The organism is Weissella sp. ESL1139 (assembly GCF_058506735.1).
The window spans coordinates 1,145,740-1,159,540 of the sequence record NZ_CP196375.1 but is presented as its reverse complement, the minus strand read 5'-3'; the positions used below and the strand labels follow the sequence as shown (position 1 = coordinate 1,159,540).

The window sequence follows — 13,801 nt, the reverse complement described above, 5'->3', positions numbered from 1 at the left end:
TAATAGGCTTTGTAAACGTTTTTATTAACGAATATCATTTTTTTATGATATACTGTTTTAAGTTAATTATGATTAGTTAGGAAAGAGGAGATAAGTGTACATGGCTAAGACAATGGCGATTAATGCTGGATCATCATCACTAAAGTTTCAATTATTTGAGATGCCAGCAGAAACAGTGATTGCAAAAGGACAAATTGAGCGTATCGGAATGAGCGATGCAATCTTTACTTTGAAATATAATGGAGAAAAGTTTGAATTAGTACAAGATATTGCAGATCATGAAGCTGCAATTAATCTTTTGCTTGCTCAATTGAAGGAACATGAAGTTATTGCAGACTTGTCAGAAATCACCGGTGTTGGTCACCGTATTGTTGCAGGTGGGGAATGGTTTAACAAGTCAGTTGTTGTTGATGATGAAGTTATCAACAAGATTGAGCGTTTAGCAGACTATGCACCTTTGCATAATGCATCTGAAGCATTGGGAATTCGTGTATTCCAAAAGTTGCTACCTAATGCATTGTCTGTTGCTGTCTTTGATACAGCTTTCCATCAATCAATGCCAAAAAAGAATTACCTTTATGCACTACCATATGAGTACTACACAAAGTACGGAGCTCGTAAGTATGGTGCCCATGGAACTTCACACTATTATGTTGCACAACGTACGGCTGATTTGTTAGGTAAGAAGCTAGAAGATTTGAAGCTTATTACGCTACACTTGGGTGCTGGTGCTTCAGTTACAGCAATCAAAGATGGTAAGTCATACGATACATCAATGGGATTCACACCATTAGCTGGTGTTGCGATGGCTACTCGTACCGGTGATGTTGATCCTTCACTTGTATATTACATTCAAAACCGTGAAGGTCTATCAAATGACGAAATGCTTGATATCTTGAACAAGAAGTCAGGTTTGCTAGGAGTTTCATCAATTTCATCAGATATGCGTGACTTGGAACAAGTTGAAGACACGAATGACCATGCAGCACTTGCAATTGAAATTTTCATTGATCGTGTTGTTCGTTACATCGGTCAATACTATGTTGAATTGGGTGGTGTTGATGCTTTGACATTTACTGCTGGTATTGGTGAAAATGCTGCAAACGTACGTGAAGAAATCATTAAGCGTTTGGGCTTCATGGGTATCAAGTTGGATGAAGCAAAGAATGAATCACGTGATGATGAAGTTATTATCTCAACTGAAGATTCAACAGCAGCAGTTTTGAAGGTTGCTACTAACGAAGAGTTGATGATTGCTCGTGATGTTCAAGCTTTGCAATCAAAGTAATTAGACAATTTATAAATAATTAGAGCTGGAACTGAAAGGTTCTGGCTTTTTATTTTTGCTATAAGCAGAACATGATATTAGTAATTCTGGTAAAATGAAGTATGTGATTATTTTTCTAAAATTACTAAGGAGAAAGGAGGAACTATTGATGTATGCACAAGTAATTGTTGATGTGCCAACTATGCAAACTAATCGACCTTATACTTATCATGTACCAGATGTTTTATTGGATATCTTACAACGTGGCATGCGCGTAGTTGTTCCTTTTGGTAAGGGAAATCGATTAGTACAAGGATTTGTGGTTGAAACCAATCAAGAAATAGAAGAACCGCAAACATTAAAAGACATTGTTCAAGTAGTAGAAATGACGCCAGTCCTTAATGAAGAATTGTTACAATTGGCTGCTTGGGTAGCCGACTATAACTTTGCCTTTCAAGTTAGTGTCTTGCAAACGATGCTTCCTAATGTCATGCGAGCTAAATATGGTAAAGTCTTACGCTTATTAGCACCAGAAAAATTAGAAGATTGGCCAGAAATAGCACTATTGTTTGCGGATCGACATGAAGTGCCATTTGATAACGAAAATGTTGATCGTGAATTGTTACCACAACTGATGAAATTGCAAAAACAACATGTGATTGAAGTTGGTTATTTGGTCAAAAATAGAGCGAAAGCTAAAATGGTTAATGTCTTAAAACCAGTACAGAATAAAGCATTTTATCAGCAACGCTTAGCACAGTTACGACCAGCAGCTGTTAAACAAGCACGGTTGTTAAAGTACTTGATACAAGCATCCCCTAAATTTGTACCTGTTAAAGAAGTCATTAAGCACTATCAGTTGGATTATGCTGTTATTAAACAAGCTGAAAATAAAGACTGGCTAGTACAAGATCAAATGGAATCATATCGTATTCCTAAGTTACAAACACCAGTACAACCTAGCGAACCACTAACGTTAAATGAAGCGCAACAAACAGCTTATTTAGCGATTACAAATAGTATTACAACAGCAAAAACCAAAACTTTTTTGTTAGAAGGTGTGACTGGTTCAGGTAAGACAGAAGTGTACTTACAGTCAATTGCGCATACCTTGGCTCAAGGTAAAACTGCGTTAATGTTGGTGCCAGAAATTACTTTGACCCCGCAGATGGTTCGTCGGGTTAAAAGTCGTTTTGGTGATGATGTAGCCGTTATGCATTCAGGTTTATCCGATGGCGAGCGGTACGATGAGTGGCGACGGGTCCAACGACATGAGGTCCATGTGGTTGTAGGGGCTCGTTCAGCTGTTTTTGCTCCATTAGATAACATTGGCCTAATTATCATTGATGAAGAACATGAGGCATCATATAAGCAGGATGATAATCCGCGTTACCATGCACGTGACGTGGCACAGTGGCGGGCAAATTATTATGATGCGACGTTAGTATTAGGTTCTGCTACTCCTTCATTAGAGAGTCGCGCGCGTGCCCATAAAGGCGTTTATCAATTATTAAGATTGCCAAAACGTGCAACGAAAAGTGCTTTACCGACAACTGAGATTGTAGATATGCGTGAGTCAATGAAATACAATGATGATGATATTGTTTCACCTCAATTATTAACGAGTATGCAGCAACGGTTGGCAAATCAAGAACAAATTGTGTTGATGCTCAATCGCCGTGGTTATGCAAACTTTGTTATTTGTCGTGATTGTGGTTACTCACCTCGATGTGTGAATTGTGATGTCGCTTTAACGGTGCACAAAGACATTGGCCGATTAATGTGTCATTATTGTGGTTATAGTGAAACAATCCCAAGTCGCTGCAAAGTTTGTGGATCAACACGTATCCGTCAGTTTGGAACTGGGACACAAAAAGTAGCGGAACATTTAAACGAAATCTTACCGCAAGCCCGTGTTTTACGTATGGATGTTGATACAACACGTAAAAAAGGCTCGGTTGATAAGTTATTAACCGCTTTTAGTCATCATGAAGCAGATATTTTATTAGGAACACAGATGATTGCTAAAGGGTTAGATTTTCCTAATATTACGTTAGTTGGTATTTTAAATGCTGACACAACACTAACTTTGCCAGATTTTCGAGCTTCTGAACGAACTTTCCAACTTCTCACTCAAGTATCAGGACGAGCTGGGCGAGCCGAAAAGCCAGGTGAAGTTATTATGCAAACCTTTAATCCAGAACACTATGCTATTCAATTGGCAAAAGATCAGGACTATGAAACTTTTTATAAACAGGAAATGGCTCTTCGCTATGCTTGGAAATATACACCATATTATTTTACGGTGCAGATTAAGTTTGCTCATGAAAAAGAAGAGCAAGCTGCTAAGACAGCATTTGAAACGGCAAACTGGTTAAAAGGAATTGTTGATAAAGAAACAATTATGCTTGGACCTGCGCCTAGTACAATTGTGCGAATTAAAAATAAATATTATTATCGATTAGTTATTAAGTATCGTTATGATCAAAATCTTATGCAGGCACTGACCGAGTTGATGCAATGTGGACAAGAGTTACAACGACAAGGGGTGACGATTATGATTGACCGTGAACCAACGAATTTTATTTAATGACGAAAATACCATTATGAAAATGATGGTATTATCATACATACAGTAGAGGAGTTTATAATAAACATGACAAGTATTGTTTTTATGGGAACACCTGATTTTTCAGCCCCAATCCTACAAAGTTTAATTGAAGATTCTGCTTATGATGTTAAAGCAGTTTTAACGCAACCAGATCGTCCAGTTGGACGTAAACATGTCTTAACACCAACACCGGTTAAAGAAGTGGCTGTTAAGGCAAACATTCCGGTTCTCCAACCAGAAAAATTGTCTGGATCAGACGAAATGCAACAAATTATTGATTTGGCGCCTGATTTTATTATTACAGCAGCTTATGGACAATTTTTGCCAACAAAATTATTGCATGCTGCTAAAATAGGTGCTATTAATGTCCATGCGTCATTGCTACCTAAGTATCGTGGTGGTGCACCAATTCATTATGCTGTTTTGAACGGCGATGAAAAAACTGGTGTTACGATTATGTACATGGTAAAAGCCATGGATGCAGGTGATATTATTGCACAAAAAGAATTGCCAATTTTAAATGAAGATACAACGGGAATGCTCTTTGATAAACTCAGCTTGGTTGGTCGTGATTTGTTACTAGAAACCTTACCAAAATTGGTTGCTGGTACAGTAACGCCAATCGCACAAAATCCCGATGAAGTTACTTTTTCACCAAATATTAAACCAGAAGAAGAAGTATTAGATTTTGAGAAACCAGCCCAGGTTGTTTACAACCATGTGCGTGGTTTAAGTCCTTTCCCAATTGCGCACACTAATATTAATGGTGTCCGTACAAAAATCCATCAAGCCCATGTTGTTGACGAAACTGTTTCAGCTTTGCCAGGAACAGTTGTTAAAAAGAGTAAACATGATTTGTGGATTGCAGCAGGGGATGGTACCGTACTTGCAATTGATAAAATTCAACCAGCTGGCAAACCTAAGATGGCAATTACTGCTTATTTGAATGGCCATGCTAAATTTACCGAGGGAGATCACGTAATTACAAATGAGTAAAAAAACTAATCAAAAAATTGCGACGTGGGAGCAAACAAATCCTCGTGCTTTAGCTGTTCGTGTTTTAGAAAAAGTTCATAATGGAGCTTATTCAAATTTGCAGTTAAATAGCATTATTAAACAGTCACAATTGGCTGAAAAAGACGTGAATTTAATGACTACGATGGTTTATGGCGTGATTCAACATCGGCTGACTATTGAATATTGGCTTACACCGTTTGTAAAACAGCCACAAAAGTTGGATGCTTGGGTACGTGAATTATTGTTGATTTCAATTTATCAAATGCAGTATTTGGATAAAATTCCAGATCATGCAATTTTTGACGAGGCAATCAACATCGCTAAACGACGTGGTCATGATGGCATTCGTAAATTTGTGACTGGTGTTTTGCATGCTATTCAACGGCAAGGCGTTTCAGATTTTACAGAAATTCAAGATCCAGTAGAACAACTATCAATTAAAGCTTCATTACCAGTTTGGTTGTTACGTACTTTGCAGGAGCAATTAGGTTTGGATAAAACAGCTGCTATTGCTGCTGCCATTAATGAAGCACCTGCGCAATCTGTTCGTATCAATACAGCAGTTACAACGACAAAAGAAGTGACTCAGTTATTAGAACAAGCCGGATTTAGTGTGCAGCCTTCACAAGTTACGCCAGATGCGTTGTTAGTATCAGGCGGGCATGTTGCAAGTTCACAAATGTTTAAAGATGGCTTATTAACGTTACAAGATGAATCAGCAATGTTAATGGTACCTAGCTTAGATATTGCACCTACTGATCAAGTCTTAGATGCAGCTGCTGCACCTGGAGGTAAAACAACGCAAATTGCAACGTATTTGAATGCTGAAGCAGGTGGTAAAGTAACAGCGTTAGATATCCATGATCACAAGGCAAAGTTAATTCAAGAAAATGCTAACCGTTTACAGCTTGCTGATCGGGTTGTTACACAAGTTTTGGATGCACGAAAAGTTGATGAGAAATTTGCGGATGGTGCTTTTGATCGTATTTTGGTTGATGCACCATGTTCAGGTTTTGGCCTATTACGACGTAAACCAGAGATTAGATATGAGAAATCAATTGATGATAGTTACCAATTACAAAAAATCCAAAGTGCTATTTTGGATGCCGTTGCTGGTAAATTGAAGTCAGGTGGTCGACTGGTTTACGGTACATGTACCATTCTTAAATCTGAAAATGAAGATGTAATCGATGAATTTTTAGCAAGTCATCATGATTTTAAGTTGGTGCCTACAAAGACAGTGTTTGATTTAGATGGTTTGGATAATCGTGGTATGCTACATGTATATCCAGATGATTTCGGTTCTGATGGTTTCTTTGTTGCAACATTAGTTAAGCAATAACGGTCAATTAGTGTATCTATGAAGGGATGATTAAATATGAAAATAGCTTATGCATCTGACACTGGCCGTATGCGTACTGATAATCAAGATTATGTGAGTGTCTTCATTAATCAAAATGGTGCGCAATTAGCAATTGTAGCTGATGGTGTTGGTGGACAAAATGGTGGTGATGTTGCGGCAACGATGGCAGTATCACATATTGGTAATCAATGGGAAAAGACTAATATTACAACGTCTGAAAATGCAAAAGAATGGCTAATTGATTGCATTAATAGTGAAAACGAGACTATTGTGAAAACGGCGCAACGTTATCGTACCTTGAATGGTATGGCAACGACTTTGGTCATTGCAGTCTTTTTGGCTAATGAAATGGTTGTTGCTAATATTGGTGATTCAAGAGCATACGTTATTAGGCAACACCAAATGCGTCAATTGACAACCGATCATAATTTAGCTAATGAATTAGTGCAAGAAGGCGCTATTACACCGGATGAGGCTGTTACTCATCCAGGTCGGCATTTAATTACACGTCAATTGGGCGTTACTGAGGATGCCCAGGCAGATTTATTTATCATTAATATTTATGCTGATGATTATGTTGTGATGACAACTGATGGTATGCCAAAACATGTTAGAGATGATGAAATTTTGAAAACAGTACTAGCAGCGCCTAATATTTCCGATGCCGTTACTAATTTAATTGAACAAACAAATGAAGCTGGTGGCTCGGATAATGTTACAGTGCTCATTGGTCATCAAGAAAGTGAGGCTTATTAATGCGACCAAATCAATTAATTGGAGAACGTTACCGCATTATCGAACCACTTGGTGAAGGTGGGATGGCTAATGTTTATCGTGCTCATGATATTATTTTAGATCGTGATGTTTCATTGAAATTAATGCGCTTTGATATGCGTGATGATGAAAAAACACGGCGTCGTTTCAGTAATGAAATTGCTGCGACATCGTCGATTTTACATCCAAATATTATTGAAGTATACGATTACGGTGAAGAAGGTGGCTCACAATATTTAGTAACCGAATTTGTCGTTGGAATGGATTTAAAGCAATATATTGCTAAAAATTGGCCAATTCCAGTTAGTCGTATTATTGATATTATGCAGGATATTTTAGCTGGTATTGCAGTTGCCCATCAAGCGGGGATTATTCATCGTGATTTGAAACCACAAAATATTTTGATCAGTGATCAAGGTGAAGCTAAAATTTCAGATTTTGGTATTGCTCGGGCTCAGAGTTCATTTGGTATGACGCAAACCAATACGGCAATTGGCTCAGTTCATTACATGGCTCCCGAACAAGTACGTGGTGAAAGTGCTTCAACACGCAGTGATATTTATTCATTAGGAATTATCCTATTTGAAATGATTACTGGACATGTACCATTTGATGGTGAAACGGCGGTTGCGATTGCGGTTAAGCATACACAAAGTCCGATGCCATCAGTACGTGATGTTGATCCACGGGTACCACAAGCATTAGAGAATGTGATTTTTAAGGCAACTGCCAAAAATCCGATGAGCCGTTATGCATCTGCTGAAGCTATGTCAGAAGATTTATCGACAGCTTTGTCAGCAAATCGTATTAATGAACCACGTTGGGAAGACGCAGATGTGGCTGAAGAAGATAACACAGCAACCAAGGTGATTCCGCTGGCTGATATTCAAGCAGTGGCAGATCAGCGTCCGAACTTTGTTGAGCCTAAAACAAGCGAACTACAAACAACGGCAGAAGAAGCACCAGTTATGGCACCTAAAGAACCTGAAAAAAACGAAAAGCCTAAGAAAGGTCGTAAAAAACGACGCTATATATGGGGCGCTATTATCGTCGTTATCGTTTTGTTAATTGGTTTTTTTGTGTACGGCTCAATGCAACCAGACAAGGTGCATGTGTCTGACGTAACTGGTATGACACAAGCTAGTGCTAAAAAGACGATTAAAGAAGACGGTCTAAAAGTTGGGGATGTTGATACAGTTAATTCAGATGATATCGAACAAGGTAAAGTTGTGAAAACTGATCCCAAGAGTGGTAAAACAGTTCCTACTGATACAGTTATCAATCTAATCGTTTCTAAGGGTACTAATAAGGTGCGCTTTGGTGAATACGTTAATGAAAAGTACAGTTCTGTTAGTGATAAGTTACGCAATAAGGGTTATAAAGTTTCGCAAAAGAAGGTTGCTGATGACACGGTACCAAAGGGATACATTGTGAAGCAAAATATTGATGCTGAAGATCGAGTAGTTCCTGGTAAGACAAAGGTTCGTTTCAAAGTTTCTAAGGGACCTAAGAAACATACAGTACCTAATTTCATTGGTAAATCACAAAATACAGTACTAACATGGGCACAAAATAATGATGTCATGGTTAATTTTGATAGCACTCCATCTGATAGCGTTGCTAAAGGCAAAGTTGTGGCGCAATCAGTCACACCCGGTGTGAAGGTTGCTAAAAATACGGCAATTCTAATTACGTTATCAACGGGTGCGCCAGCAACTAATGAGGCACCGCAAAAGCCAGGTGAGTCAGATCAACAAAAACCATCAAAGCGGCCTTCAGCTCCTGCTAATAAGCCGCAACAACCAACACAACAGCCAAGTTCATCTTCACGTGAGAGCTCTACAAGTGAAGCCGAACCTTCAAGTGAGGCAAGTAGTGAAGCCTCATCTGCAACGTCACCGTCATCAAGTTCTGAAACTTCCGATGATGAATAAGAAATTAGATAGGAGAATTGATGGCAGAGTACCATGGACAAATCCAATTAGCATTAGCCGGTTTTTATGATGTGTTAACGTCTGACGGCACATTATTTCGTACCCGCGCACGTGGTAATTTTCGTAAAAAGTCGTTAAAGCCATTAGTAGGTGATTGGGTTGATTTTAGTGCTGAAACACCTAATGAAGGTTACATTTTATCAATCGATTCACGAAAAAATAGCATTGTACGACCACCAGTCGCTAATGTTGATCAGGTGATTGTTGTAACAGCTGTTAAAATGCCGGAATGGTCTAGTAATTTGTTAGACCGACAATTGGTTGCTTTAGAAGAAAAAAACATTGAGCCGGTCATTTATTTTACAAAAACCGATTTATTATCAGCAGCAGAAAAAGCGTCCTTTAGTGATATGGTTGCCGGATATCGCCAAATTGGTTACAAAGTTATTTGGCCAGAAGAAGTTTTTGATGATAACAGTTTAGATGAAGTTAAAACAATGTTGGCGGATAAATTAACAGTTTTAATGGGACAAACTGGTGCAGGGAAAAGTACCTTGTTGAACCATCTTTCGCCAGGATTAAACTTACAAACTGGTGAGGTGTCACAAGCTTTAAGTCGTGGTAAACATACGACACGACAAGTATCTTTGATACCGTTGTATGGTGGATTAGTTGCTGATACACCAGGCTTTTCTTCATTTGAAGTGTTTGATATGCCGGCTCGTGATTTAGGACAGTATTTTCGTGATTTAAATGAATACGCAGCTAATTGTCGTTTTAGAGGTTGTGTCCATCTAAATGAACCAGGATGTGCTGTTAAAGAAGCAGTTGAAAATGGCGAAATCATGGTTTCACGTTACGAAAACTATAAATTGTTTTATGATTTGATTGCTGGTCGGCGACCGGTTTATAATAAACATGATAAAAAACATTAAAGAATATATTAAAGAGGGAATAAGTTATGACAATTAAGGTAGCACCATCAATTCTTGCTGCAGATTACTTGAATCTAGAACGCGATGTTAAGCTTGTTGAAGATGCAGGTGCAGAATACTTACACATCGATGTGATGGATGGTATGTTTGTGCCATCAATTTCATACGGACCCAACTGGGTTAAAGCATTACGTCCAGTCACTAATATGACATTGGATGTGCACCTAATGGCAGTTGATCCTGAACGTTATATTGACGAATTTGCCCAAGCCGGTGCTGATATTATTGGTGTTCATTATGAAGCCACTAATCATATTCATCGTGCGCTACAACAAATTAAGGGACATGGTGTCAAAGCCGAGGTGGTTATTAATCCAGGAACAGCTGTTGCATTGATTGAACCAGTTTTGCATATGGTCGATCAGGTGTTGGTAATGACCGTAAACCCAGGCTTTGGTGGTCAAAAGTTTTTGCCTGAAACCATTGATAAGATTGCTGAATTAGCAAAAATTAAGGCTGATAAAGGTTACCATTTTGATATTGAAATCGATGGTGGCGCTAATGACAAGACGACAAAAATGGCTTATGATGCCGGGGCTACTGTTGCTGTTGCTGGTTCATATGTGTATGACAAGGTTGATCCGGCTGCAAAGATTGCCAAGTTAAAGGATGTTACAACTGACTAATGGAACGGATACGTTTATTGATTGGTGGTCCAATTTCTGAATGGCCTGATGATTTACGTAATGGTGAGTTAGACGGACCTTGGGCGGCAGCCGACAGAGGTTCATTAAGACTTTTGGAGTTGGGACAAACGCCCATTTTGACAGTAGGTGACTTTGATTCAGTAACGCCTGATGAACGTCAAGAAATTATTAGTAAATTACCTAATTTGGTTAGTGTTAAACCAGAGAAAGATGATACAGATACTGAATTGTTATTAACGTTAGTGCAAAAGTATTATAATCCGAGTCAAATTGAAATATATGGCGCTACCGGGGGACGTATTGATCAACTGTTGTCGAATATATGGATATTTACACAACCTCGTTTCAAAGATATCGTTGAGAAAGTTACTATTATTGACCGGATTAATCGAATTGATTTTTTCTTTCCTGGTAAACATACAATTGTTAAAGATCCTGTTATGAAATATGTTGGTTTTATGCCGTTAACACCGGTAACAGGTTTGACACTTTATGATGAAAAATATCATTTATCAAATTGGTCAGGTAATCCATTTTCGTTCTCATCAAATGAGTTTGTGGGTAATGAAAATCATTTCTCATTTAAAAGCGGTATTGTTGCTGTTATTCAAAGTAAAGATTTGATTGGACAAACAGCAGAGCAGTAATAAAGTGTAAAGTAAAAATGCTTTACAGAAAACTCTTGCTTATTATGTGAGGGTTTGGTATTATTAATCAAGTAAATAAAAGCACTGAATAAAAGAGCTTAAGATTGGAGGGTAAACATATGGCAGTTGATGCAGTAAATGGAAAGCGTACTCGTTTCGGTAAGCAACGTTCACACGCCCTTAACTCAAGTAGTCGTAGCTGGAAGCCAAACTTGCAAAAAGTAACGGTTAAGATTAACGGTTCAGCACCTAAGAAGGTGTACCTATCAGCTCGTACTTTGAAGGCTGGTTTGAAGAACGGTTCTATTGAGCGTGTATAAGAAATATAAAGCTGCCGTTTGGTAGCTTTTTTCTTTTATATAGCTTTTTTTATTAATAAGCATAATGTTGCTAATTAATCAGCAATTTTAATACATAGTATGTGGTAAAATAGCATTAGCTTAATATGGAGGTCATTCTAATGACAGTAAAAATCCAAACAGTACAAGGTGCAATTGAAATTGAAAATGACGTAATTGCAACAATCGTAGCCGGAGCTGTAACCGATAATTATGGTGTTGTCGGTATGGCAAGTCAGAATCCGTTACGTGACGGTGTGAATCAAATATTAAATGGTGATAGCTTCTCAAAAGGTGTTGTTGTTCGTCAACAAGATGGTGGTGTCACAGTAGATGTTCACATTATTGTTGGGTATGGCATGAAAATTTCCGAGATTTCTAAAAGTGTACAAGCACGTGTAAAAAATGACCTAAATGTGATGCTAGGTATTGTTGCTAGCAGTGTCAATGTAACAGTACAAGGTGTACGTATACTGGGAGATTAGCCTGGGTATAAGGAGTTGAATACGGTGGAAGTTGTAACAACGATTACCAATGTTGAATTTGGTAAAATGATTAACGCAGCAGCGGATGCGTTAAAAAATAATGCGGAAAAAATAAATAAATTAAATGTATTTCCAGTTCCTGATGGTGACACTGGGACAAATATGACATTATCAATGGCAAGTGGTGCTGAATATGAGCGCAATGAAGACAATACCCATCTTGGTCAATTAGCGCAAGCAACTGCTAAGGGGTTGTTGATGGGTGCTCGTGGTAATTCAGGAGTTATCTTATCGCAAATATTCCGCGGTTTTGCATCAAAGATTAATGATAAAGCAACTTTATCAGCTCGTGATTTGGCGGACGCACTAATGGGCGGTGCTGAAACAGCTTATAAAGCAGTTATGAAGCCTACTGAAGGAACGATTTTAACAGTCATTCGTGAGGCTGCAGCGGCTGCAAATCGTACAGCGAAAAAGTCAGATGATGCGACACAAGTGATGGCGGATGCTTTGGCAGCTGCTGAAAAAGCTTTGGCTAAGACGCCAGATTTATTGCCAGTTTTGAAAGAAGTTGGTGTGGTTGATTCAGGTGGCCAAGGGTTAGTCATTGTACTAAGTGCTTTTTATGCCGTTTTGTCTGGTGAAGAAGTCACAACAGAATTGGATAATGCTAACTTAGATGCAATGGTTTTGTCATTGCATAATGCTGGTGTTCAAGGTCAATTAAATCCTGAAGATATTAAATATGGTTACTGTACAGAAATCATGGTTGATATTGCTAAGGGTACGACTTATGATAAGAAATTTGATTATGATACATTTTATGATCATTTAGCAGCATTAGGTGATTCACTACTAGTTATCAATGACGATGACGTTGTTAAAGTGCATGTTCATACAGAAGACCCAGGTGATGTTATTAACTGGGGAACTCACTTTGGTTCATTGCGTAAAGTTAAGGTTGATAATATGCGTGATCAACAAGCTGAAGCTGCAACGGTTGCAGCTGAGCAAAAAGCTGAAGCAAAAGATGATGCCACTGAAAATGAGACGCAAGCACCAGACGTTGCAGTTATTACAACTGCTGCTGGTGAAGGTATCAAAGAAATCTTTGCTTCAACTGGTGCAACCACCATTATTGATAGTGAACAAGCCCCTTCAACACAAGATTTGTTAAAGGCAGTTACTGATAGCCATGCCAAGTCAGCTATTATTTTACCTAATGATGGTAATATTGTTATGGCAGCTGAACAAGCAATGTCATTAGCTGATGTACCCGTTAAAGTTGTTAAGACTAAGACGGTTCAACAAGGATTGACAGCACTAGTATTAGGCTATGATCAAATGAAATCACTTGAAGAAAATGCTGATGCAATGGCAGCAACGCTCGCTGATGTAAAGTCTGGTTCAGTGACGACATCTGTTCGTAGTACAACCATTAACGGACTTTCAATTCAAGCTGGCGATGCAATTGGTTTGTTAGACGGTGATATTGTGGTTGCAGTCCCTGATGGTGACGTTAATCAAGCAGCTGCTCAATTACTTGAGAAAATGGCTGACGAAGAATCAGAACTAGTAACTATTTATTATGGTCAAGACGCGACGGTTGAGGATGCAGAAGCATTGCAAAAGGTCGGTCAATCAATTGATGATGAATTAGAGTTTGAAATTCATGATGGTGGTCAACCATTGTACCCAATTCTGATTTCAGTTGAATAGAATT

Annotated in this window: 12 protein-coding genes; all 12 read left to right on the top strand. The window is 38.4% G+C overall.

Annotated features, from left to right (window positions below; translation table 11 throughout):
- Window positions 1-100 precede the first annotated feature (100 nt).
- The 12 genes from ACSYSF_RS05620 to ACSYSF_RS05565 all read left to right on the top strand — a co-directional run bounded on the left by ACSYSF_RS05620 (window position 101) and on the right by ACSYSF_RS05565 (window position 13,797).
- Window positions 101-1,288 carry an acetate/propionate family kinase gene (locus ACSYSF_RS05620; protein ID WP_489867005.1) on the top strand — a complete coding sequence of 396 codons (1,188 nt, stop codon included), beginning with the start codon at window positions 101-103 and terminating at the stop codon, window positions 1,286-1,288.
- 148 nt (window positions 1,289-1,436) lie between these two features.
- Window positions 1,437-3,857, top strand: coding sequence for a primosomal protein N' (gene priA, locus ACSYSF_RS05615; RefSeq protein ID WP_489867004.1), 2,421 nt, complete (start codon window positions 1,437-1,439; stop codon window positions 3,855-3,857).
- A 66-nt stretch (window positions 3,858-3,923) separates the two neighbouring features.
- Window positions 3,924-4,874 carry a methionyl-tRNA formyltransferase gene (fmt, locus tag ACSYSF_RS05610; RefSeq protein ID WP_489867003.1) on the top strand — a complete coding sequence of 317 codons (951 nt, stop codon included), beginning with the start codon at window positions 3,924-3,926 and terminating at the stop codon, window positions 4,872-4,874.
- Window positions 4,867-6,237: a 16S rRNA (cytosine(967)-C(5))-methyltransferase RsmB gene (rsmB, locus tag ACSYSF_RS05605; RefSeq protein WP_489867002.1), complete on the top strand. Its 1,371-nt coding sequence runs from the start codon at window positions 4,867-4,869 to the stop codon at window positions 6,235-6,237. The genes fmt and rsmB overlap by 8 nt, the downstream gene beginning before the upstream one ends.
- A 36-nt stretch (window positions 6,238-6,273) precedes the next feature.
- Entirely contained in the window at window positions 6,274-7,014 is a 741-nt protein-coding gene (locus ACSYSF_RS05600; protein ID WP_489867001.1) for a Stp1/IreP family PP2C-type Ser/Thr phosphatase, read from the top strand.
- Complete coding sequence (pknB, locus tag ACSYSF_RS05595; RefSeq protein ID WP_489867000.1) at window positions 7,014-8,966, top strand: Stk1 family PASTA domain-containing Ser/Thr kinase; 1,953 nt, start codon at window positions 7,014-7,016, stop codon at window positions 8,964-8,966. Before ACSYSF_RS05600 ends, pknB begins: the two co-directional genes overlap by 1 nt.
- Window positions 8,967-8,986: 20 nt before the next feature.
- Window positions 8,987-9,901: a ribosome small subunit-dependent GTPase A gene (rsgA, locus tag ACSYSF_RS05590; RefSeq protein WP_489866999.1), complete on the top strand. Its 915-nt coding sequence runs from the start codon at window positions 8,987-8,989 to the stop codon at window positions 9,899-9,901.
- 26 nt (window positions 9,902-9,927) lie between these two features.
- Entirely contained in the window at window positions 9,928-10,587 is a 660-nt protein-coding gene (gene rpe / locus ACSYSF_RS05585; RefSeq protein WP_489866998.1) for a ribulose-phosphate 3-epimerase, read from the top strand.
- The gene (locus tag ACSYSF_RS05580) at window positions 10,587-11,255 is read left to right on the top strand and encodes a thiamine diphosphokinase (RefSeq protein WP_489866997.1); all 669 of its coding nucleotides are present in this window, start codon (window positions 10,587-10,589) and stop codon (window positions 11,253-11,255) included. Before rpe ends, ACSYSF_RS05580 begins: the two co-directional genes overlap by 1 nt.
- A gap of 119 nt (window positions 11,256-11,374) precedes the next feature.
- Complete coding sequence (gene rpmB, locus ACSYSF_RS05575) at window positions 11,375-11,575, top strand: 50S ribosomal protein L28 (protein WP_002828513.1); 201 nt, start codon at window positions 11,375-11,377, stop codon at window positions 11,573-11,575.
- Between the two features lie 140 nt (window positions 11,576-11,715).
- Window positions 11,716-12,078: an Asp23/Gls24 family envelope stress response protein gene (locus ACSYSF_RS05570; protein WP_489866996.1), complete on the top strand. Its 363-nt coding sequence runs from the start codon at window positions 11,716-11,718 to the stop codon at window positions 12,076-12,078.
- Window positions 12,079-12,102: 24 nt separating this feature from the next.
- Window positions 12,103-13,797 (top strand): DAK2 domain-containing protein, encoded by a 1,695-nt coding sequence (locus tag ACSYSF_RS05565; RefSeq protein WP_489866995.1) that lies wholly within the window; start codon window positions 12,103-12,105, stop codon window positions 13,795-13,797.
- Window positions 13,798-13,801: the final 4 nt, after the last annotated feature.

What these genes read in the sequence shown, in the direction of transcription:
- ACSYSF_RS05620 (WP_489867005.1), top strand. Translation starts at nt 101, where the DNA reads ATGGCTAAGACAATGGCGATTAATGCTGGATCATCATCACTAAAGTTT.
- priA (WP_489867004.1), top strand. Translation starts at nt 1,437, where the DNA reads ATGTATGCACAAGTAATTGTTGATGTGCCAACTATGCAAACTAATCGA.
- fmt (WP_489867003.1), top strand. Translation starts at nt 3,924, where the DNA reads ATGACAAGTATTGTTTTTATGGGAACACCTGATTTTTCAGCCCCAATC.
- rsmB (WP_489867002.1), top strand. Translation starts at nt 4,867, where the DNA reads ATGAGTAAAAAAACTAATCAAAAAATTGCGACGTGGGAGCAAACAAAT.
- ACSYSF_RS05600 (WP_489867001.1), top strand. Translation starts at nt 6,274, where the DNA reads ATGAAAATAGCTTATGCATCTGACACTGGCCGTATGCGTACTGATAAT.
- pknB (WP_489867000.1), top strand. Translation starts at nt 7,014, where the DNA reads ATGCGACCAAATCAATTAATTGGAGAACGTTACCGCATTATCGAACCA.
- rsgA (WP_489866999.1), top strand. Translation starts at nt 8,987, where the DNA reads ATGGCAGAGTACCATGGACAAATCCAATTAGCATTAGCCGGTTTTTAT.
- rpe (WP_489866998.1), top strand. Translation starts at nt 9,928, where the DNA reads ATGACAATTAAGGTAGCACCATCAATTCTTGCTGCAGATTACTTGAAT.
- ACSYSF_RS05580 (WP_489866997.1), top strand. Translation starts at nt 10,587, where the DNA reads ATGGAACGGATACGTTTATTGATTGGTGGTCCAATTTCTGAATGGCCT.
- rpmB (WP_002828513.1), top strand. Translation starts at nt 11,375, where the DNA reads ATGGCAGTTGATGCAGTAAATGGAAAGCGTACTCGTTTCGGTAAGCAA.
- ACSYSF_RS05570 (WP_489866996.1), top strand. Translation starts at nt 11,716, where the DNA reads ATGACAGTAAAAATCCAAACAGTACAAGGTGCAATTGAAATTGAAAAT.